The following is a 19,373-nucleotide window of genomic DNA, read 5'->3' as shown; positions in this document are numbered from 1 at the left end:
CCGTGAGCTTTGCAACGGATACTCAGAACAGAGTGATCAGCTATTCGGCGGAGCCTCGGCCCATGAAAATGGCCCGACCGTCCTGATACAGTGTAATCCTATATCCCTCATATGTGAACTCAACCATCCCCTGTGCCTCGGCAGGCGGTGGTGACGAATACAGGCTATCTATTAAGCCATCAACCCACGAATACAGCGGATCCAGTTCGTCCTGCTCGACGCCTTTCAGTTCCGCAACAATGGTCACAAGTTCCTGTACCGGACTTTGCTCTGCCTTATCGAAGATGCTCCGATGGTATACATCTGCCTGTTCCTCACTGACATTGTCTGAATCAGCCATATACGGCCAAATGTTCTGGCCGATAAAACTCTTATTTGGTAAACGTTGAACCGATAACTGCGAAACCATTGCATCTTGGCTCCCGTCGTTATGGCCGCAGCCTTTACTGACCGACTCTGTGCCAAGAACCGGACGCGAGGGTAGCCATCGATCCACTGGCCATATATCAAGGAACATTTACAGATTTCCATTATTCAAGATTACATTGGTTATTGCAGGCGCATTTCAACTTCCCATCGGGTATGTAAATGCATTAAATCAATTTAGAGCAGGGTCCCAGGGTGATAAAATATCTTGAATACGGCTTATCCGTATCCCTCTGCTTCTCCACCTATGGGAGAGAAACTCACCCTGGGACCAGTCATGGTGGACCAAATTCTAAACGCTCTCAGCGACGTAACCCGTCGCCGTATTCTACTACTGATTGCACAGGATAATCCCCGCAGCAGAGAGGAGTTTATACCGGATACTGTAGACGATGAGGGCGAGACAGAGTACATGATCTCTCTACATCACGTGCATTTTCCGTTTCTCGATGATGCTGGGTTCATCAACTGGGGTCGGGAAGCAGACACCATCGAAAGAGGCGACAATTTCGAGTATCTCAAACCGTTCCTCAGAGTCATCGTGGAGCATCAGGGTCCAGGAGAAGCAGGTTCAGTACCTCACAAAGCTGGTTAGCATCCGTCTTTAGCTAAGAGAAGAACCACGTGACAGCGGCGGCTTATCGAGGCTACTTTTCGAGAGGAATGAGGAGGCGACGAGTGTGTACAACGACACCTCCTCATCTCGGATTATGCGTCAGCTCACTACACTGTTTCCCTCCGAGTTTCTCGAAGAGCACGCCGAGGAACTCGGCGTGGTCGAGCGAAAAGGCAAGCTCCAGATCCCTGTCCTCGTGTGGGCGCTCGTGTTCGGCTTCGCCGCAGGCGAGAGCCGAACACTCGCTGGCTTCAGACGCAGCTACAACTCCACAGCTGACGAGCCGATCTCGCCCGGCGGCTTCTATCACCGGTTGACGCCGACGCTCGCAGAGTACCTCCGCGACCTCGTCGAGCGCGGCCTCGACGAGGTCGCTGTCCCTGACGCTGTTGACGCTGAAATCGACCGATTCAGGGACGTGATGATCGCTGATGGAACCGTGTTGCGGCTGCACGAGTTCCTCTCTGACGAGTTCCAGGCCCGCCACGAGGAGCAGGCTGGAGCGAAGCTCCACCTGCTCCATAATGCCACCGAACAGACGATTGAACGCATCGACGTTACCGACGAGAAAACGCACGATAGCACGTTGTTCAAGACGGGTTCGTGGCTGTGCGACCGACTCATTCTGTTCGATCTGGCGTACTTCAAGTACCGCCGGTTTGCGTTGATCGACGAGAACGACGGCTACTTCGTGAGTCGGCTGAAGAAGAGCGCGAATCCGGTGATAACGGAGGAGTTACGGGAATGGCGCGGGCGCGCCATTCCCTTGGAAGACGAGCAGATTCACGATGTGGTCGATGACCTCTCGCGGCAGTACGTTGACGTTGAGGTCGAAGCGGAGTTCAAGCGGGGTCAGTACGAGGGAACTCAGTCGCAGGACACGAAGCGGTTCCGCGTCGTCGGCGTCCGCGACGAGGACGCCGACGACTACCACTTGTACATCACGAACCTCCCGAGAGAGGAGTTCTTGCCGTCGGACTTAGCGACGCTGTATCGATGCCGGTGGGAGGTAGAGGTACTGTTCTGGGAGCTGAAGACGCAGTACGAATTAGATGAATTCGACACGACCAACCCTGTTGTCGTGGAAATTTTGCTGTACGCGGCGTTGCTGTCACTACTGGTGAGCCGTGAGCTGTTGGATCTAGTCACCGAGCAGGCCGACGATGAGATCGTGTTTCCGCCGGAACGCTGGGCGGCGACCTTCCGGTCGCACGCCCAGCTCCTCCTCCACAAACTCGGTGAGTACCTCGGCTATTCGCCTCAGCCGCTGTTGGAGCGACTGATCGAAGACGCACAGAAGATCCACAAACAACGACCGATCTTACAAGAGACGCTCGCTACTGCTACGCAACCGAGGTGTGAGGCTTAGCTAAAGATGAATGTTGGACACACTTTCCGCACCCTGCTGCTTCGTACATGACGCTTCTATGGCAGGCTCTAGAGAGGAAATCCGTATTCGGCTTGGCTCAACCACGTAGTCAGATTCACAATACGAGCCCTGTATCTTGCACAGTATCAGAGAAGTCCAATGAATTTGATAACTGAACATCGGCGGTGAGAACCCACACGTTCAGGCTTGAAGCGACAGTTAGTCCTCAGCAGTTTGTATGAAGTTCGATCAGGCCATATTGTGGTGGGGGTCGTCAACATCTGTATCGGTACCACTTTCCTCTGCTTCGTCCGCGAGGAGCGTCCGGCCACTGATCCGACCTTCTTTCTTGCTTTTTCGTTCCCGCCGCCGAAGCGCCCGGGAGGTGTCGCTGTAGTCGGGATTACTGGCCATGGCCCAACTACCGGACTCTTGGGTTTGCGGTTTACTCCAGTTACTCCCTGATGATTTGAACGAGCGGACGGAGTTGCCGCCAAAGCCGGTCGGGGCAGTGGGCGTATCAGCGTCCCCAGCCTCAACCCGACGGACGGTTGTATTGGAGGTCGCAACGACGGCGACACGACCTGTCGTGTGTGTTCGTTCGGCGGGACCGCCTGACTCACTAGTTGTCGTGGCGCCAAGCTCGGACGTTACGAAGTTTTCCAGTTCGATCACGTCGCCTTTCTTGTACCGCTCACCCTCAACCAGACCAGAAGCGTCCTCTTCGCGACCGATATCGAAGCCGGTGGCACGGCCGCCTGAGAATGAGGGCGCTCCGGCATCACTCTCTTTCGAGCCGTTGAACAGCGTCACTTTGGACCGGCCGCCCCACTGGTCCTGAATGACGAGTACCTGATGTTGGGTGTCGGGATCATTTGGCTCGAACGCGCCGACGACCTCGCCACGTACCTTTGGCGACCCGTCGGAGGGGCTTTTGCCCCACTTGTCCTGCGAAGAGAGCCCTTCCAGTGGGACGACGGTGTCGGGAATCCGGAGCGATCCGCGCCGTTCTGAGAGGATCATGGCCCCGCGCTGGGGATCGATTCCGGACTGGGCCATCTCGTAGAGGATCTGGCCAGCTTGGTCTTCCTCCAACGAGGGGAACTGCTCGGTGAGCAATTCAGCGGTGGACTGCAGTTCGGCGGGGTCGATCTGTGCCGACACTGGGTCCGGTTCGGGATCGACCACATCTGCGACTGGCTCGATCCAGTCGTCGGTATCCCAGTCTGGCTCGGGCTCAACCAGCCGTTCTTCGCGCTCGGCGCGGTTGGTGCGAGTATCGTCGACGATTTCATCGCGAGCGGCGACCGCTCGGTCGTGGTCGGCGTCGGCCACGGTGGCAGCTGTTGCCCGGCGTTTGAGTTCGAGTTTCTGCTTGCCAAGTGCTTCTTCCTGCTTGGCGCGCGTCCAGGAGGGCTTATCGATGTCGCTCGGGAGAGCCCCAGCGAGACTCTCAGTCTCCGGTTTGAGCATCTCTTCGACGTCGGGAGCAGCGAACACCTGTTCGGCATCGTCAATTCCGAGACCGTAGCCGGATTCCCCAAACGAGGGGTCCTGTGCCGCCATGCGATCGGCGGGGCTACCGCCGCCCCGGTCTTGCTCCTGTTCGCGAGAAATGACGAGTTCGACGTTAGGGTCTTGGGGTTCGAGCGGCTCGTCCGAGAGCATATTCTCTCGGTAGTCGCGACGGGCGGTCTTGGCAGTCCCAGCATCACGGTCGGGAGCGGGGGCGTGCCCCGTGTTCGATATCTCAATCTCGCCCCCGTTCTCCCGTGACCTGGCAGCTTGGTGTTTGTCCCAGCCTTCAGCGTAGGGGGAGTCTACGTCTTCTGGACTGTGGCCACTCCGCTCGGCGGCGTCTGTGTCGTCTTCTGCCGCTGCTTCAGCAATGTCGGCTTGTGCGTCAGCACGGAACTCCGCCCGATCAAGTTGGGCTTGCTCGTCGTCTTCGTCTGGCGCGTCTCCGTCCCGATCTGGTGCATCGCTACGGCTCCCGTCGACAGTACTTGTAGAGGACCGAGATCGGGATTTGTGTGCCATGGCGAGTACTACTCCGTTTCCGTCTCCGTTTCGTCGTCCAGTCGGTCGTCAAACCGGAGAGCGTCGGGAATCTCGACGTCGACATCGGGGCTTCCATCGCTCTCGTCGTCGATCGTGTCCATCTGTTCTGGCCGGACGAGATTCCCACACTCGGGACACTTGTACTGCTTGATATCACTGTTTCCAGCGGGCGTACTCGTTGGTTTGGCGATCCAGCGCGAGCCACTGGACTCCTCTCGCATCTGCTGTTCGCGACGTTGTTGATCCCGACGAGTCCGATCTGATGCCGGGTCGGTGCGTTCGGTAGCTGCTGTTTGGGATGGATTGTAGCCACTGCCGCTCTGGGTCTGTCCTCGTTGGGCAGATGGCGAGCCGGGCTCGAACCCGCAGTAGGGACACTTCGATAGAGGGGTTCCCATTAGTCACCAACCTCCGTTGCGGCGGGATCGCGGTCAGCTGCAACTGGTGCATCGCTGTCGGGCGTCACTTCGGCGTCGGAGAACGGATCGTTCTCTGGCCGAAGCCGGCTAACATCGAGTCCATCGCGAACAGAGCTGGCCAAGTCATTGTAGGTTGCTTGCATCGTTTCGGCGTCTTGTTTGCGGGGTTTGACGACGTTTCGCCACTGGTTCTGTCCGGCGGCCGCTGTGACGGTATCGGCACAGTCCGAGAGGTACTTTGGCTTGAGACAGCCGATCAAGAAGAGATTGATCGGATACTCGTCTGCGATTTCCTCGGTGTGTTCGTAGAGATCGGCAATCTGGTTCCCGTTGCCGGACGTGAAATACCGAACCGCGTAGAAGGCAGCCATTGAGGCATCGAGGCGGTCAAATGCTTTGTAGCAAATCCGCCGTTCTGGGGCTGTTTTTCCTTTGACCAACGGGATAATGTCGATGTCCAGCCCGGCGTCGGTGATCCGGTTCGCCATCCAGAGAGTGCCGTCCATGCACTCGAGGATTCGTTCGGCCCGTTCCTCGGCTGGCAGGTCCTCGTAGTCAGAAACGTCCGTGGGAATGTGGTAATCGGGTTGGAAGGCTTCGACCGTCTCGAATTCGGACTGCCACGACGTGAGCGTGAGTTTCCGATCAGCCATGGTCGTCGTTGTAATGACGATCGGCTTGGAACCGAAGTACGTGTCTGCTGTCTCCCCCCGCTTGACGAGTGTTTCGGCGTCGTTGAGCGTACACATTACTGCTGTCGGCTGAACTGCATCGACGAACTCGTGATGGGACCACTGCGGTTCGACGCGCGCTACGGGACCAGTCAGGGGAGGAGCCATCTAGTATCGGAGTTGAGACACTAGCGTATTAAAAGAAACCCCGCGTTACAGACGTTCTACCAGCGGAAAATACGATTCAGGTTTGTTCGCTGTCGTCAGTGCTTGCACCTTCTTCATGGTCAGTGAACATCCGGTCAAGACCGTCAAGAGCGGCGGTATATCGGTAGAGATCCTCACGCTCCGAGCGTGCATGGTAGTACCCGTCTGGCGTTTTGTCAATATAGTCGGTGTCGAAGAGACGCTTGAGCGTCACTTTCGCTGTGCTGTGTGGGATATCGAGTTCATCGCGGATTTCCTGGGGACTGTATCCATACTCGTCATTGCGATAGAGGAAGCCGACGATGTCGGATTTTGTCGTTCCCGGTGTCAAGTCTACGTCCGGGTCGTGTGATTCGAGATGGACGGGCATGTAACCCCGAGTAACCGGTTGAAACTGTTAAATATATCGGGCAGTCGCTACCGACTCGGATCGGGGTCGTCGTTGATCGGCGAGCCGAGTTCGTCGCGAGTGCCGATTCGGATCCAGTCCACAGTCCCATCGAAGCCGATTGGCGTGGTGTCCATCGGCGTCCTGCTGGTGAGCCGATCGGTGAGTTCCTGGACCAGCTCGTCCCGGTGGAGTTGCCGGCGTGACCAGGAACCGTGCCCAGACGCGAGTGTCGAAAAGCGAACGTACTGGGTTCCTGGCGGCACTTCGTCGCTGAACAGCGTGATATCGAGATACTGGAGGACCAGATTTGCGTTCGCTTCTGGCGAGGTGTACTGGATGACGACGTCGTCGCGAGCGGTCATCTCGACAAGCCATGCATCGATCAGCCGTTCAATTGCATCATCGTCGCGCAGGTTCGGCACGCAGAGCGGTTCGAGTTGGGCAAGAGGGTCGTGGGGAGGGACGGGGCGGCTGCCGGTCAGCGTCTCGATGTGCTTGTCTATGGCCGGCGCGAGATGCTGGTGGGGCCTGACCTTCGCCGCGTCGCCACTGGCTGTGTCCTCTCCCCCTCCCGTGTCCGTTCGCGAACTGGAGAGGACCGACTTGATGACCTGACCGGGGCGAGTATTGTTTGGTGAGAACATGGTTCTGTCGCTCACTCCCCTCGCAGATCCACAATTTGATCTGCGTCACTCATCGAGTGCGGGATGGTGGATTTGATCGCTCTCGTCGATTTGTGACCGGACTCGGCGGATCGTCCGTGCCGAGATCGAAGCGAGCGCGGCGATTTCTGTATCGTCGGCTGACGGACTTGTAGCGAGAGAGATGCAGCTAGCAGCAAGCGAGGCGGCGGGATCGGTGAATGCAGACGAGTTGTCGAGTTGGGCGGCGAGTTCTGTCGCCGCAGATTCGGTTTCCATCGAGATGCCGAGTCCCGTTGCCAGTCGCGGAATGAGATTTTGCGGGTGTCGTGGCGGAATCGGCAGTGAGAGGTCTCGCACGAGACGTGAGTAGACAGTCTGGGCGTCCTGCTTTGGGACGGATGTTGCCCGGGCAACTTCATCGAAGAGCCGGGAGATTTTGTTGAGCCGGCAGGTAGCGTAGACACAGGCGGCAGCGACAGATTCTACAGACCGCCCGTTGACGAACTGTTCGGACTGTGCCCTGTCGAAGAGGTCAATTGCTTGGTCCCGGGTTTCCGTCGTGAGGCCAAGAGCGCCGATCAAACGGTCGATTTCCCGAGTGGCGATTGTTCGCGACCGCTCCTGTTCGGACTGATAGTAGGCGCGGCGTTGTTCCCGACGGAGCCGAACCAGCCGCTTTCGCTTGCGGCTGTCGAGTGGCGATCCTGTGGCGTCGAAGTTGTCCCCGATCTCGGTGAGTGTTTGCTCTCGGTGGGCAGCCGTCGGCTGTTTGGCTCGCTGTGTTGTGCTGGACTGGGGCCCACTGTGGTCATATAGTGCGCGGATCTCTGTCGTGATGGGTTGGTCCTCGATGATGAGACCACAGACTCGACAGTACTGTTCCGATCCGTCGGTGTGGACAGGGCCGCCGCAGTCAGGACAGGCCTCAGTCGCGGGCTGGTGGTCAGTGGGCGAATCTGGGAGAAAGTCAGACATGGAGAAGTCGCCTCTCCCGCATAGCCACAAACACATCGTCGGGTTGAGGTTTGATGTTGGGTCTGTTCAGCCGATAAACAGTGGTGTTCGCAGACCTCACACAACCATGTAAAAAAGATCGGTGAAACCCAGCCGGGTATTGTATGTTACCAGCACAGCTCTTGGTCAAACAGGGCCACGCGACCAATCAGCCTTTTTCGTCGTGGACGACGATCCAGTTGTCGCAGTCGACATTGGCGCAGGAGGTCACCCGACGAATCTCGCCTTCGTGGATCGGATCTGTTTCTTTCTCTGTGCCGCATTCGCCACATTCGACCATAATACGCTCTCTAGGCATTGGTTTTCATATCGAAGACGGGGTGTGTTCTAGGGTGTGGAGTGGGTCGCTGCGATGTGGGTCGTGGCAGATTAGGTCGCTGCAAATTGGGTCGCTGTACGGTGGCTGGAGAGTAAGGGGTTCGCCTTTGGACGGAGGGGGCCAGAGACGACTGCGTGCTCCCATGACACGTGGCCATATTCAATTCTCAAACCTCAGAACACCTAATCTTGTCGTCACCGGTATTGTGGTCGTGGTGTGGTTGCTGGGCGGCCGCGGTGCGGCCCCTGGATCCCCCGAACCAGGCTGTGCCGTCGGTGAGGGGGATGGACCGCGTCCGGCGCGCGCCAGCGCGCCGTAGCGTACTTTTGCGGTGCGGCTCCTGTGCGGTCCAACTCGGGGGAAACGAAAACGGAGGTGTGTTTCCCCGAGTGGGGGACAATCCGCGCGTGAGAGCGATAGCGGACACGCGTGCTGGTTGCTGTCGGCCGCTTGATCCAGCGCGCGAGGGAGCGAACAAACGCGCGCTGGATTCGGTGATTCATTGGAGATGGGGCAGTGGTCAGATTCCAGAGTGGGCGTCCAGCTCTGCCGGCTCGTCTGCCGGCGTGGTTTCGACCGGCGTTTCTGTCTGAGTCTCGCTTTCATCGGCGCTCTGGTCGCGTTGGTCCAGCATCTGCACGGTGAGCGCGCCGTTGATGACGAGCGAGAGGCAGTGCGTGACCGCAGTCTTGAACAGGCGGTTCCAGGTGTGCTCGTCTGTTGGCTGGATCGTTTCCGGGAGTGCATCACGATCGAGAGCCGCGAACAGCTTTGGGTGCCCGACCGCTGTGGCGTCAAAAACGAACGACTCCCACGCCTGATAACAGTTGAAAAACCCACGCGTCAGGGCCGACAGCGCTTTCTCCCACGGCAGTTCGGTAGCCATCGGGAGCCCGTTGACCTCGACGATTTGCTCTGGAGAGCACGCATCGCGAGCGGTCGAGAGGAACTCGTCGGCGAGTTCGTTGAACATATACTCGCGGGCCTGGTCCAGATCAAACGAGCGCCCTTCGAGTGTCTCGTCGAGCAAACTGAACGCGACAGGATCGACCGAATACTGGTCGATCGGAGTGTAGGCGTCGATGGCAGTGAGTTGTTGGCCGAGGACTCCACTGGGGACAGGAGCGTTGGGAGTTCGCGATGCCGAGAACGTCCACGTCGGTGCTGATCTACTCATACTGCTCACTTCAGTGGCGTATCCACAACTGGCCGAGGACGAGGGAGTCAGCCCGCGTGGACAGTGGTTTCGTCCCCCATGTCATGGTTGAGTCAAGGGCGAATCATTCCGTCGATCGTATCCGCAACGAGTTCCAACCCCTCACGCGTCAGTTCTCCAGACGGGAGATTATCTCGAATCGATGAGAGCGGGATTGTGTAAATCGCCCACGGCATCATGTAACTCGTCTTCCGTAACTCGACGCCGTCAACGAACTCGTGCGGAAGCCGCGTCACGTCGTGCGAATAATCGTTCTGTGTACTGAGACACACAACCGTCGCTTCCTGTTCGACGTACGGCCGGTCAACATCAGAAATCACGATCACCGGGCGCGGATTCGTGTGCGCGCCGGTCGGGTCTTGAGCAAATACCAGACTGCCTTGCGGATAGTAATATGACATAAAGGTAGCTCGTGAACAAGTGGTCGAGTGTTACGCCTCGTCGTTTTCAGCTGCGACCCATTCCTCCGGTGTGGGTTCTTCGCGTGGTGTATCCCGTTCCTGCAGGCGGTCGGTCGGGATTTCCGTTTTCGCACTCGCACCGGTTTGCTCGACGTCGTCCGGATCGATCCCAGCTTCAGGGTACCGAGACAGCATCGTGTCGAGTGAGACGAGGCTTTGCGCGAACCGGCGGAGGTCCTCACGGTGGTCGAGGCCGTGGTAGAGCCCGTCGCTCGTTTTCCCGATGAGCCCCTCGCCATGGAGTCGGGAGAGTGTCCCCGACACGGTTCCGCGCGGCAGGTCGAGTTCGTCTTGGATCTCTGCGGGTGTGAAGCCGAGATTCGTGTTCAGGTACAGTAGTTTGATGATTTTGGCTTTGTTCGTCTCTGGTCGGATCGTGATTGGGTCGTCGGGGTCGTGTTTGCGAAGATCGATCGGCATTTTGAGTGTACGCGTTTGTACGCATTTGTAGCGGATAAGCATACTGGTCAACTACTCCCCTGTACTGACCGTTCACCGAGCAGCCCGAACGGGCGTTTGCGAACCAGCCCAGAACACCCGTCGCTGCAGCCCCATCCCGACGATTTTTGTCAGGGCGCACTCGAGGCGGTACTCGTTGCGCCTGCGGATTCGTCGGTCTCCGGGTTCGAGACAATTGACAACGGCCGGCTCCGCGTGCCGGCCCGCTGCATTGACGATCTCAGCGACTTCTTGATCGTCCGCAAGCCCGGTGAGTAACAGGCAGTCGCGTGAGAGCGCCCGTCGCCACTACGGCGGTCGGATCGCGGCCAGGCGGTGGCTGGCTGGACGCCTACCAGTCGAGGTAGTCCTGTTCCCACTCGCGCCGGACCTCGATCTCGCGGCGGCCGCGCTGGGTGAGCGTATAGACGTTGGTGCGGCGGTCTTTCGAGCCCTTCTTGACCAGTCCTTTGTCGACGAGCGTATCGAGATTGGGGTAGAGGCGGCCGTGGTGGATCTCTGACTCGTAGTAGTCGTCCATCTCGTCTTTGAGCGCGAGGCCGTGGGGATCGTCCATGCCGGCGATCACGTACAGGAGATCGCGCTGAAACCCAGTCAGATCGTGCATATCAGCCCAGAATAGCCAGCCCACTGTCTTGGATGTATTGTGAGACGCTCATCTGTAGCAGTGAATACTTCCTTGTGAGTGGAGTTCGTAACTGGCTCCAAGATGGTCAGCAGAGAGAGCGTGGACGAGGTCTTTCTGCCTGACAAGGAGGATTGTCTGGAGTATCTCCGTGAGCAGCGATGGCCGGATGAGGTGACGTGTCCGCACTGCGAGAGTGCGGACACGATCAAGAACGCTCTTGGGTAGAGGATTGTTGGTGAGAGTCCAGCGGTAGCTGGAAGTCACAGCGGGCAAGGGTGACGCGACCGCGTCACCCGACGAACGATGTTCCCAATCAAGACGTTCGTCTCGGAGCGTCGAGCCGCGAACCTGTTACAGCAGGTTCGCTGGCGTAACGGCGTCTATTGCCCACGCTGCCGTGCCGAATCTGTGATTCGGTACGGCAGCTATCGCGTGTTTCAGCGGTATCTGTGTAAGGATTGCGACCGCACGTTCAATGATCAGACCGGCACCGTCTTCGAACACTCAGCGGTGGCACTCAGAAAATGGTTCCTCGCGGTCTACACCTATATCCGCTTCAACACGAGTCTTCGGCAGTTAGACGTAGAACTCGATGTTTCGTACAAGACGATCTACCGGCGCGTCCAGCGCTTCCTGCGAGCGCTGGACGCGCCTCAGTTCGATCTCGAAGGGCCGGTTGAGATCGACGAGTTCTACGTGAAGGCAGGACACAAAGGCCGCGAGCGCGACGGCCCGTCGCGCTCGCGTGCGCTGTCCACGCGTGGATGTGGAACGTACACCGAGGACAAGCCACCCGTGTTCATTCTCGCGGATCGTGGCAGCGGTGATCGGTACGTGATCCCGGCGAAAGCCGCTACCGAATCGACGATTCGACTCCTGCTGGCCGACCGCCAGCAGGAGTCGCTCACCGTCTATACCGACGGCTTTCGGGCGTATGAACCGCTAGACGAGGACGACGCATTCACTCGTGAATACGTCGTCCACGGCGACGGCGAGTACGCCGATGGAGACGTTCATGTGAACACCTGCGAGAGCCACGCGTCGCTGGCGCGACGGTGGCTCTCGCCGCATCGAGGCGTCTCCAAAGACAGACTCACACCGTATCTCCGAGCGTTTCAGCTTCACCGTGAAGTGCTTCGAAAACCGGGTGAAGAAGCGCTCAAAACCATCCTCGAAACTGCACTGTGACTCACCAACAATCTATGTCACAAGAGCGAGGAATCTATTCCGACCCAGTAGCATCCGACTCGGTGAGCCGATAGAGCCGCTGTCGCGCGTCTGCGAAGTAAATATCGTCCTCGACGACGCCGGCGGATTCGAGTTCGTTTAATGCATAGCGTACCGTCCGTGGAGACAAGAGGGATTTTTCTGCGATCTGTTTCTGGGTCAGTTCGCCGTTGTACTCGAGGACCTTGTAGACGAGCTTGGCACTCGGCGCCAGATCGGACACGCCCTCAGTATCGCATGTCGACATATCGAGCAGGTCCATTTGGCGTAGGATGCCTGTTTGAAAATAGTCTGCGATACGTGACCTCCCCTACGTGAGTTCGTTTTATTGGGAGGAGAGACTGATGGCTAAGAGAAGATTTTATCGCCTCCCCCAACGAGGGCTAATTGGATTGTGAGGGATTTAGACGAAGAGGAACTCTTCGCGCACATCGACTCGGGACAATTCATCGATCACTATGTCGACCGGTTCGTTCAGGATGTCGAGACGGACCGTATCTCTATATATGAGTTCGACAGGATGCTTCTCGCGGAGGGCGGCGAAGGGAACATTCCTGGAGAAGTGATCTGGGGAGCTATTCGTGATTTTTCGAAGCACATCGGGATGCTCTCTGATATCCCAGACGACGCCGAGGCAATACGAGACATTCAGCGATATCTCCAGCACCTCAATGCGAATCCGAATGAACAGGCGGTTAGTGCCTTCTTCACATATCTTCAGGAGAACTACAAGTCTATCACGACTATTTCCGAGAACGCGCTCATCGAAATCCCCGATCCGACCGCTCCGAAGATCGGTGACTACCCGGTTGTCGACGTGATTCTCTACGCGCATCCCGATGGAACAGTAATGAAAACGGTCGAAGCGACACTCTACAGCGCGAGTTTCTCCGTCGACGATCCGGACGCGGTGTTCGACCACGTCAGCCAAAAAACCCCGTCGAGAGACGTCGAGCAATACGCCGATGACGTCTATCAGGCGACCGTTGAGGAGTTCCGAACCCGACTGACGGCAAATCTGATCGATGATCTGGATGGAGAAACGCTCACCGAAGCAGGCTATACAGAACTAAAGGAAGAACCGATCCCCGAAGACGTGAATCGACTCCACGCGGGAAAGACTGCCAGCTACTGGCAGAAAGAGATTTGGAACGTCGGCGGAGTCGACGCTACAACGGGCTTTGCCCGAATATGGTTCCTCCCAGACGAAGAGGTCGGCGTCGTTGGCCCATCCGCGGGTGATTTCGACACAGACACTGCGATCTCTCGAATAAAAGCTGAATTGCAGTAGTGACATTCCTCAACCGACGGTCTATCAAGCGTAGAGAAACCAGATAATTTATAATGTATTTTATTTGCCTGGAGAAGCGAGGAAGAGTATGTCCGCCTCAGAGCTAATCGAGCGAATGAGCGAACACACCCCAGAGGGCGTGACTACCCACGATCAGCGGCAATTAGATGTCTTCGAGACGGACTCTTCGTGACGGAGAATCGAACGGAGCAGTCGCTAGCTCTCCGATCGATACACCCTGATCCAGAATGGACTTCTGCGTCCTCCAAGGCGACATTGCCCAACAAGAGGCGGACACACTGGTGAACGCTGCCGGGACCTCACTCAAGATGGGAAGTGGCGTTGCCGGCACGTTACTCGACGCAGCAAACGGGCCACTCGAGCGCGACGCAGTCGCTTGTGGACCAGTCGAACTGGGGACGGTTGTCACAGATGCGTACGATCTCGATGCCGACTACGTGATCCACGCAGCTGCGATGTCCCATTCAGGCCCGCACCCAATCGCAACTGCCAAGAGTCTCCGTGAGGCCACGCAAAATTCCCTCGAAACGGCCGATGAACTCGGCTGCGAATCGCTGGTACTGCCATTGCTTGGCTGTGGCTCCGGCGGGTTCCACACGAACGAAGGCGCATCCCTCATCTGCGACGAGATCTGGGCGTACGAACCGACGACACTCGAACACGTTCGTGTTATCGCCTACTCGAACCGAGAGCGAGACATAATACGGCAACTCGTGAGCGACCAGCAGCACCCCGAGACGGTCGACTGAGTGGAGTTCCAAACTCGTTCTTGTGGGTCCGCTACTCTAACGGAGGGAAGGTAGTATCAACAACTGACAGAAGGGGCATGACCGATATAGAGTGTATATGTTTTATTGTGAATGGCTTATTCATATTTTTGTGAATGAGCGTCAACCGTCGTGAACTTTTTATTAGCACTGTCAACTAGTGGAATGGTTGGGGTTGCTGGTTGTAGCGGAGATGTGTCTCAAGAAGATGATATTCAGGACTCGGATGGTGACGGGGTGATCGATAGTGAAGACTATGCTCCAAGCGACCCAGAAGTACAAAAAAAGTCTGATGTTCAATCCGGTGGAGGATCTTCGTCTCAAGAAGTGAACACACCTACGGAAGCAGATACACCTACGGAAGTAGATACACCTACAGAAAAGCCAAACAACACGCAACTTGCTGAACAAGCTGCTGCGGCTTATGAAAAGGGACTAAATGACAGTAATTCGGCAGATGAAACAGGTGATAGAGCAGTCAATTTCTTCGAGAGCGATGACTATATCGCGGCAGCAGAACAATATGAGGAAGCTGCTGACGTTGCTATGAACGCCAAAAATCATTTTTCTTCTGCAGCAGATTTCGCTGACGAAACATCAAATAAACAAGGCGCAGTGAATTTAGCAGAAGAGGCAAGCAGAAGGTCAGAGTTAGCAAGCCAAATTGCTTCTGAGTCTGCTAAATGGTCAAGAGATGCAAAAAAATATGGGGAAAATAGTGACGAGGTTGACGAGCATCGACAGAGAGTAGAAGATCTGCAAACAAGAGCGGAAAATTATGATATTGGAACGCTGAATGAATTTAAAATTGCATTAGGAATTACTTAGACGCGGGATTCCCTCTATACAAGATACGCGCGTTGTATCCATCACTTCGGTTCTGACAGATAGCAGTTCGTTCGAGTTCCATGAACTGGGCGAACAGCCTATCGAACTCATCAATCCACGATTGACGGACCACTCAACTATCGGGGAAGTTGTCTAGCTAGCTCTAGTGGTGTGGAGTGGGTAGCGGCAAAGTGGGTAGCGGCAAGGTGGGTAGCGGCAAAATGGGTAGCGGCAAAATGGGTCGCTGCGGAGTGGGTCGCTGTACGGTGGCTGGGGGACGGAGGACACACCACCGTGTCTGGAATTGGCAGCTGTCGGCTACACCCGTCCCCAGTGGCTACTCCCAACTTTCCACACTCACTATTCGGGCTCCATTCATTGGTACTGTCGTGGGGCCGTGCAGTGCGGTGTGGTCGCGGTGCTGTTGCGGTTGCGGTGCGGCCCCGGATCCCCCCGAACCTTGCTGTGCGGTTGGTTCGGGGGGATGGACCGCTCCCGGCGCGCGCCAGCGCGCCGTAGCGTACTTTTGCGGTGCGGGCCCTGTGCGGTCCAAACTCGGGGGGAAACGAAAACGGAGGTGCGTTTCCCCGAGTGGGTGATATCCGCGTGTGAGAGCGCCAGCGAACGCGCGTGCTGGTTGTTGGCGGCTGTTGCCGGATGCTGTGGCGGAGGCGCGCGCGAGGGGGCGAACTACCGCGCGCGCCGGCTGTTGCTGTCGCTGTGCGGGTGCCGTACTGCGGTCCTGTCCCCCTGCTGGGCTGGCTGCTCACTCGCCGCTCACCCGCGAGAAGCCGTATTTAGTCGGGTCCAGATCGGCTGGTTCATCGACGCCGGCGACGGCTGCCGCGACTCGATGGCGAACCAAGAGTGGCAGCTCGTCCCAGTCGCACATCCCGACTCGATCCCAGGTGCGGCTGGGGGCGAGTCGGTGGTCGTGCGTCGCGTGGGAGACGACAGGCGACCACTCGGCATCGCTGTGGACGACGCGAACGCGATAGCGGTCTTCGCGATCGTCACTACTGTCAGTGACGACGACGATCTGCTTGTCCAGCGTGATTGGGATGTCGCCGTCGGGTTCGCTTTCGTCGGTCTCGCTGTTCGCTGTAGTACTCTCTTCAGGGTGGTTGTCTGGCGATTCGACCAGGTGTCCCCACTTCGTCCTGCCTCGGTCTGCGCCCATGGTTCTGGTTCCTTCGCCACTCCACAATGTGTGGGCGGCCCGGCGAACCAGTCAGCAAAAAAAGACCGCGGGGGCGAGACCCAGATCAGGCTTCGGCAGCCTGTCCGGAGTCGTTGAAGGTGCCGCGAGCCTTCTGTTCGAGTTCGTGGTAGTCGCCCGACGCCTTGTACTCGGTCTCTTTGGAGACGTACATCCGGAGTTCGTTGATGTCCATCTCGGCGATCTCGTCCTGCTCCTCGTCGGCACTGTCTTCGACACTGGCTTCTTCGGTTTCGGCCTCACCGAAGACGCTCTCGACGGCCTGCTCGACGCCGTTGCGGATCTGCTCGTGGAGCTGTTCGATGTCCTCGTAGGTGGCCATGGCTTCCTCGCCGGCCTCACCGTCGTGAGGATCGAACGCTTCGAGACGATCGAGGCTTGCGTTGGCTGCTTCGAGGACCCACTGCTCACGCTCGGCTTTGGAGACTTCCTGAACGGTCTCGGGCTTGATGGAGACGTTCATCCCTCCGTTGTCGAGTTCGTACGCACTGGGCTTGCCGACCATCGCGACGTAGGCCGGAGCGTCGAGATCCTGCAGGGCCGACTGCGCCTCTTCCTGGTACTGCCCCGCGTAGGCGTAGAGGCTGTCGTCGCCCGTGTGGACTTTAGCCTGCAGGTAGCCGTCGTCGTTGATCTCTTGAACGTCAGTGAGCGTGCCGACGACGACGACGCGACCTGCGTACTTGCCTGAGACGAGCGTCTGCAGGCGGGGATCGTAGTCACCGTCACCGCGCTTTTCGACGAGGAACGATTCGTTCAGTTCGCTGGCGAACACGCGCTTGGAAACCTGCCGCTGCTGCTGGTTGTTCGTCATTGTTGGAATTGAATGTTGGAACCGCGACCGCACCGCGACTGCTTTGCGAACGATACCGTGGATGCCAGAACGCTCTCTGTTTAGGCGCTCAGTCTCTCTCGCGTCTCCGCAACGGCGCTGGCGTCGACCGATTCGATGGACATCCAGCTCTCGACGAGTTCGTAGTCTCCGAGCGAGGACGTCTCCACTTCGAGGTAGCGACCGACGACCTGGTCTTTGGCGTAGTCCTCGACAGCGCCGATGTCGAATGCGTCCGAAGCCATTTCGATGGCCTCATCGAGCGAGAGCCCGATGAGTTCGGCCGTCTGCTCGTCGTTGAACAGCAGTTCGACGGCTTCGTCGCCGTTGAGCGAGAGGATGGCCTTGAGTCGGAGCTCGAACTCACCGTTCACTTCGCCGTGTTCATTGCACCGGCCGTTCCGGACCTTGTGCGAGCAGTCCTCGCGGGGACAGCGCTTGATCAGGCCTTCCTGGACCCGCGTGACGATGCCCGACTGGACGGTCGTGTCGTCCACGTCGATGTTGGTGTCGGGCTGATGCGTGACCTCGGTGTAGGAGTTGAGCTTGACGCTGAACCGGTCAGCGGGCTCGTAGTAGTCAGCGGCGACGTTCTGGATCTCGTACACCTCACCTTTCTCCAGTTCCGGGACAGAGTCAGCGGCCTTCGCCCAGGTGGAGAACTTGATGACACCGCTTTCGTCCCCGATGAGCCCGGTCTGGGCGATGGCATCGGAGTTGGCGTCCCAGAGCTGGAGAACGACGCCTTCGATGTCGTGCCACTCGCCATTTTCGACATCGCGCCACTCGCCGGTGTTGATCTCGGCGATGGTATCGATCTCGACTTCGTCGGAACTACTACCGTCGCTTTCGCTGCCGGCGCTGGGACTGGGTGCCGAATCGTCCTGCTCGATGCCGAACTTGTCTTCGAGCGCTCCCACGACGCCGCGGATAACCTCGTCGGCGGGGAGTTTGAAGCCGTTGAACTCGTCGATCTTGTCCTGAATCGCCTCGTCGGTGAGGGCGTCCTGGTCGTTGTCACTGAACTGTTCGCGAACGTCGTCGATGGTAACTTCACTCATGGGTAGTTGAATCGATGGAACCGCGTGACTGCTGGTTTGCGAGCGATGCGACTTTCCGAGCCTGCCTACCGAATCCGACTGTATCTCTCGCTTCCATGGCAACCTCACAATCCGTGCGGTCGCGGGGAGTGCGACCGACGGCGCTGCGAGGACTGCCCGACATGATCGTCTGCTCCGTTCGCATCCCCACAACGGGGCTGCGGGCGCGGCCATGCTGACCGCTCGCGGAAGCGACGATTCCCGACATAGTCGTCTGGTTCTCCCGCATACCCCCAATGGGGCTGTGGCGCGGTCCTGCTGACCGCTCGCGGAAGCGACGATTCCCGACATGATCGTCTGGTTCCCTCGCATCCCCTCAACGGGGCTGCGGGCGCGGCCCTGCTGACCGCTCACGGAAGCGACGATTCCCGACATGATCGTCTGGTTCCCTCGCATCTCCTCAACGGGGCTGTGCGCTCCCACTAGACGATGGAGAAGACGGCCGACTGCTCGTTACCACGACGGCGATCCGATCGCCGTCGGCGAACCGATCCTGGGCCTCGTTGACGATAGCGAGTCCGCGCTCGTCGGGATTCTCTGGGACGACAAAGCCAGAACTGTTGGTGCAAAGACGCTTCGTAGTTGCGACCAACGCCAGTAGTTTGTCCGCCCGCTGCATCACCGCCCGTTGGCGTAGCCAGTGGGGCATCTCTCCACCGTGTTCTGTCGTGACCGAGACGTCGACGTTGTGGATGTCGCCCCAGTGGTGGGCGGCATTCTCCGGGCCAGAGCCACCGGGCACGAGGATCTCGTCGGGATTGAGCCGTACCAAGTGGCTGTCGACGGTCGCGAACAGCTTGTCGTAGTTCTTGCAGTCGGTCTCGGGACAGTCTCGAACCCCGAGCGTCGGCGGCTCGACCGACGCCAGCATCGTGTTGTTGATGTACTGCGAGCCGACGACGCCGACAGTGCAGCCAGTACTCCTAGATCGTGGGATGTGCGTTGTCATTCTGAATACCTCGGCCAGAACGGGAGCCTCAATCGGGCGAGAGACCGCGACAGTACCGCTACTAGATCACTAGCACTAGTCGAGTGTCTAAGTGTAGATTCAAGCGCAAAGCTATGGCCTCAAACCGATAGACGGACCCACTTCAGTACTCGCACGGTGAGGGTTGAACCACTACTAAGCAGTACTACAGGGTGTTATAGAACGGTTGCCACACTCATCTTCTGACTTCCCGAATCGT

General features: G+C 58.0%; 23 protein-coding genes and 1 pseudogene. 7 read left to right on the top strand and 17 right to left on the bottom strand.

Annotated features, from left to right (window positions below; genetic code table 11):
- Positions 1-40: 40 nt before the first annotated feature.
- Entirely contained in the window at positions 41-340 is a 300-nt protein-coding gene (locus BMX17_RS11280) for a HalOD1 output domain-containing protein (RefSeq protein ID WP_092660054.1), read from the bottom strand.
- A gap of 333 nt (positions 341-673) precedes the next feature.
- Here BMX17_RS11280 and BMX17_RS11275 point away from each other — a divergent pair, with 333 nt between their 5' ends.
- Both BMX17_RS11275 and BMX17_RS11270 read left to right on the top strand, forming a co-directional pair.
- Positions 674-1,021 carry a helix-turn-helix transcriptional regulator gene (locus tag BMX17_RS11275; RefSeq protein WP_092660052.1) on the top strand — a complete coding sequence of 116 codons (348 nt, stop codon included), beginning with the start codon at positions 674-676 and terminating at the stop codon, positions 1,019-1,021.
- 115 nt (positions 1,022-1,136) lie between these two features.
- Positions 1,137-2,411: an IS4 family transposase gene (locus BMX17_RS11270; RefSeq protein ID WP_092660202.1), complete on the top strand. Its 1,275-nt coding sequence runs from the start codon at positions 1,137-1,139 to the stop codon at positions 2,409-2,411.
- A 249-nt stretch (positions 2,412-2,660) separates the two neighbouring features.
- Here BMX17_RS11270 and BMX17_RS11265 read toward each other — a convergent pair whose 3' ends face one another.
- The 11 genes from BMX17_RS11265 to BMX17_RS11220 all read right to left on the bottom strand — a co-directional run bounded on the left by BMX17_RS11265 (position 2,661) and on the right by BMX17_RS11220 (position 10,880).
- Positions 2,661-4,451, bottom strand: a complete 1,791-nt coding sequence (locus BMX17_RS11265) for a hypothetical protein (protein WP_139203488.1) — start codon at positions 4,449-4,451, stop codon at positions 2,661-2,663.
- A gap of 8 nt (positions 4,452-4,459) precedes the next feature.
- Positions 4,460-4,870, bottom strand: coding sequence for a hypothetical protein (locus BMX17_RS25120; protein ID WP_139203487.1), 411 nt, complete (start codon positions 4,868-4,870; stop codon positions 4,460-4,462).
- On the bottom strand, positions 4,870-5,640 hold the full coding sequence (locus tag BMX17_RS11255; RefSeq protein ID WP_092660046.1) for a hypothetical protein: 771 nt from the start codon (positions 5,638-5,640) through the stop codon (positions 4,870-4,872). Before BMX17_RS11255 ends, BMX17_RS25120 begins: the two co-directional genes overlap by 1 nt.
- Before the next feature lie 166 nt (positions 5,641-5,806).
- The gene (locus BMX17_RS11250; protein ID WP_092660044.1) at positions 5,807-6,139 is read right to left on the bottom strand and encodes a helix-turn-helix domain-containing protein; all 333 of its coding nucleotides are present in this window, start codon (positions 6,137-6,139) and stop codon (positions 5,807-5,809) included.
- 47 nt (positions 6,140-6,186) lie between these two features.
- Positions 6,187-6,804, bottom strand: a complete 618-nt coding sequence (locus tag BMX17_RS25115) for a hypothetical protein (RefSeq protein WP_139203486.1) — start codon at positions 6,802-6,804, stop codon at positions 6,187-6,189.
- Between the two features lie 45 nt (positions 6,805-6,849).
- Positions 6,850-7,779, bottom strand: coding sequence for a transcription initiation factor IIB (locus BMX17_RS11240; protein WP_170845393.1), 930 nt, complete (start codon positions 7,777-7,779; stop codon positions 6,850-6,852).
- A gap of 187 nt (positions 7,780-7,966) precedes the next feature.
- A complete protein-coding gene (locus BMX17_RS27295; protein WP_280141384.1) occupies positions 7,967-8,098 on the bottom strand; it encodes a hypothetical protein in 132 nt (43 codons plus the stop codon).
- Between the two features lie 559 nt (positions 8,099-8,657).
- Positions 8,658-9,314, bottom strand: coding sequence for a hypothetical protein (locus tag BMX17_RS11235; RefSeq protein WP_092660038.1), 657 nt, complete (start codon positions 9,312-9,314; stop codon positions 8,658-8,660).
- A gap of 92 nt (positions 9,315-9,406) precedes the next feature.
- The gene (locus tag BMX17_RS11230) at positions 9,407-9,754 is read right to left on the bottom strand and encodes a hypothetical protein (RefSeq protein ID WP_092660035.1); all 348 of its coding nucleotides are present in this window, start codon (positions 9,752-9,754) and stop codon (positions 9,407-9,409) included.
- Positions 9,755-9,784: 30 nt separating this feature from the next.
- A complete protein-coding gene (locus BMX17_RS11225) occupies positions 9,785-10,234 on the bottom strand; it encodes a MarR family transcriptional regulator (protein ID WP_092660033.1) in 450 nt (149 codons plus the stop codon).
- Between the two features lie 370 nt (positions 10,235-10,604).
- Complete coding sequence (locus BMX17_RS11220) at positions 10,605-10,880, bottom strand: PadR family transcriptional regulator (RefSeq protein ID WP_092660031.1); 276 nt, start codon at positions 10,878-10,880, stop codon at positions 10,605-10,607.
- 102 nt (positions 10,881-10,982) lie between these two features.
- On the opposite strand from BMX17_RS11220, the pseudogene BMX17_RS11215 reads away from it, so the two are divergent.
- Positions 10,983-11,111: pseudogene (locus BMX17_RS11215) on the top strand (transposase); the annotation flags it as partial.
- A 93-nt stretch (positions 11,112-11,204) separates the two neighbouring features.
- Positions 11,205-12,089, top strand: a complete 885-nt coding sequence (locus tag BMX17_RS11210; protein ID WP_092660027.1) for an IS1595 family transposase — start codon at positions 11,205-11,207, stop codon at positions 12,087-12,089.
- A 34-nt stretch (positions 12,090-12,123) separates the two neighbouring features.
- On the opposite strand, the gene BMX17_RS11205 is transcribed toward BMX17_RS11210, so the two are convergent.
- On the bottom strand, positions 12,124-12,375 hold the full coding sequence (locus BMX17_RS11205; RefSeq protein ID WP_092660200.1) for a winged helix-turn-helix domain-containing protein: 252 nt from the start codon (positions 12,373-12,375) through the stop codon (positions 12,124-12,126).
- A 147-nt stretch (positions 12,376-12,522) separates the two neighbouring features.
- On the opposite strand from BMX17_RS11205, the gene BMX17_RS11200 reads away from it, so the two are divergent.
- The 3 genes from BMX17_RS11200 (at position 12,523) to BMX17_RS26660 (ending at position 15,035) form a co-directional block, all read left to right on the top strand.
- A complete protein-coding gene (locus BMX17_RS11200; protein ID WP_092660025.1) occupies positions 12,523-13,419 on the top strand; it encodes a hypothetical protein in 897 nt (298 codons plus the stop codon).
- 248 nt (positions 13,420-13,667) lie between these two features.
- Complete coding sequence (locus BMX17_RS11195) at positions 13,668-14,189, top strand: macro domain-containing protein (protein WP_092660023.1); 522 nt, start codon at positions 13,668-13,670, stop codon at positions 14,187-14,189.
- A gap of 213 nt (positions 14,190-14,402) precedes the next feature.
- Positions 14,403-15,035 (top strand): hypothetical protein, encoded by a 633-nt coding sequence (locus BMX17_RS26660; RefSeq protein ID WP_211611326.1) that lies wholly within the window; start codon positions 14,403-14,405, stop codon positions 15,033-15,035.
- A gap of 766 nt (positions 15,036-15,801) precedes the next feature.
- Here BMX17_RS26660 and BMX17_RS11190 read toward each other — a convergent pair.
- The 4 genes from BMX17_RS11190 to BMX17_RS11175 form a co-directional block, all read right to left on the bottom strand.
- Positions 15,802-16,215: a hypothetical protein gene (locus tag BMX17_RS11190; RefSeq protein ID WP_092660020.1), complete on the bottom strand. Its 414-nt coding sequence runs from the start codon at positions 16,213-16,215 to the stop codon at positions 15,802-15,804.
- An 85-nt stretch (positions 16,216-16,300) separates the two neighbouring features.
- On the bottom strand, positions 16,301-17,068 hold the full coding sequence (locus BMX17_RS11185) for a hypothetical protein (protein WP_092660018.1): 768 nt from the start codon (positions 17,066-17,068) through the stop codon (positions 16,301-16,303).
- A gap of 80 nt (positions 17,069-17,148) precedes the next feature.
- Positions 17,149-18,147: a hypothetical protein gene (locus tag BMX17_RS11180; protein ID WP_092660016.1), complete on the bottom strand. Its 999-nt coding sequence runs from the start codon at positions 18,145-18,147 to the stop codon at positions 17,149-17,151.
- 439 nt (positions 18,148-18,586) lie between these two features.
- Positions 18,587-19,135, bottom strand: coding sequence for a hypothetical protein (locus tag BMX17_RS11175; protein WP_139203484.1), 549 nt, complete (start codon positions 19,133-19,135; stop codon positions 18,587-18,589).
- Between the last annotated feature and the right edge of the window lie 238 nt (positions 19,136-19,373).

Origin of the sequence: Halorientalis persicus (genome assembly GCF_900110215.1) — an archaeon.
Lineage (GTDB): Archaea > Halobacteriota > Halobacteria > Halobacteriales > Haloarculaceae > Halorientalis > Halorientalis persica.
This window is presented reverse-complemented; position numbering and strand designations above follow the sequence as displayed.

Bases quoted from the DNA above. Each gene is read 5' to 3' on its own strand.
- BMX17_RS11280 (WP_092660054.1), bottom strand. From the start codon at position 340: ATGGCTGATTCAGACAATGTCAGTGAGGAACAGGCAGATGTATACCAT.
- BMX17_RS11275 (WP_092660052.1), top strand. From the start codon at position 674: ATGGGAGAGAAACTCACCCTGGGACCAGTCATGGTGGACCAAATTCTA.
- BMX17_RS11270 (WP_092660202.1), top strand. From the start codon at position 1,137: ATGCGTCAGCTCACTACACTGTTTCCCTCCGAGTTTCTCGAAGAGCAC.
- BMX17_RS11265 (WP_139203488.1), bottom strand. From the start codon at position 4,451: ATGGCACACAAATCCCGATCTCGGTCCTCTACAAGTACTGTCGACGGG.
- BMX17_RS25120 (WP_139203487.1), bottom strand. From the start codon at position 4,870: ATGGGAACCCCTCTATCGAAGTGTCCCTACTGCGGGTTCGAGCCCGGC.
- BMX17_RS11255 (WP_092660046.1), bottom strand. From the start codon at position 5,640: ATGTGTACGCTCAACGACGCCGAAACACTCGTCAAGCGGGGGGAGACA.
- BMX17_RS11250 (WP_092660044.1), bottom strand. From the start codon at position 6,139: ATGCCCGTCCATCTCGAATCACACGACCCGGACGTAGACTTGACACCG.
- BMX17_RS25115 (WP_139203486.1), bottom strand. From the start codon at position 6,804: ATGTTCTCACCAAACAATACTCGCCCCGGTCAGGTCATCAAGTCGGTC.
- BMX17_RS11240 (WP_170845393.1), bottom strand. From the start codon at position 7,779: ATGTCTGACTTTCTCCCAGATTCGCCCACTGACCACCAGCCCGCGACT.
- BMX17_RS27295 (WP_280141384.1), bottom strand. From the start codon at position 8,098: ATGGTCGAATGTGGCGAATGCGGCACAGAGAAAGAAACAGATCCGATC.
- BMX17_RS11235 (WP_092660038.1), bottom strand. From the start codon at position 9,314: ATGAGTAGATCAGCACCGACGTGGACGTTCTCGGCATCGCGAACTCCC.
- BMX17_RS11230 (WP_092660035.1), bottom strand. From the start codon at position 9,754: ATGTCATATTACTATCCGCAAGGCAGTCTGGTATTTGCTCAAGACCCG.
- BMX17_RS11225 (WP_092660033.1), bottom strand. From the start codon at position 10,234: ATGCCGATCGATCTTCGCAAACACGACCCCGACGACCCAATCACGATC.
- BMX17_RS11220 (WP_092660031.1), bottom strand. From the start codon at position 10,880: ATGCACGATCTGACTGGGTTTCAGCGCGATCTCCTGTACGTGATCGCC.
- BMX17_RS11210 (WP_092660027.1), top strand. From the start codon at position 11,205: ATGTTCCCAATCAAGACGTTCGTCTCGGAGCGTCGAGCCGCGAACCTG.
- BMX17_RS11205 (WP_092660200.1), bottom strand. From the start codon at position 12,375: ATGTCGACATGCGATACTGAGGGCGTGTCCGATCTGGCGCCGAGTGCC.
- BMX17_RS11195 (WP_092660023.1), top strand. From the start codon at position 13,668: ATGGACTTCTGCGTCCTCCAAGGCGACATTGCCCAACAAGAGGCGGAC.
- BMX17_RS11190 (WP_092660020.1), bottom strand. From the start codon at position 16,215: ATGGGCGCAGACCGAGGCAGGACGAAGTGGGGACACCTGGTCGAATCG.
- BMX17_RS11185 (WP_092660018.1), bottom strand. From the start codon at position 17,068: ATGACGAACAACCAGCAGCAGCGGCAGGTTTCCAAGCGCGTGTTCGCC.
- BMX17_RS11180 (WP_092660016.1), bottom strand. From the start codon at position 18,147: ATGAGTGAAGTTACCATCGACGACGTTCGCGAACAGTTCAGTGACAAC.
- BMX17_RS11175 (WP_139203484.1), bottom strand. From the start codon at position 19,135: ATGACAACGCACATCCCACGATCTAGGAGTACTGGCTGCACTGTCGGC.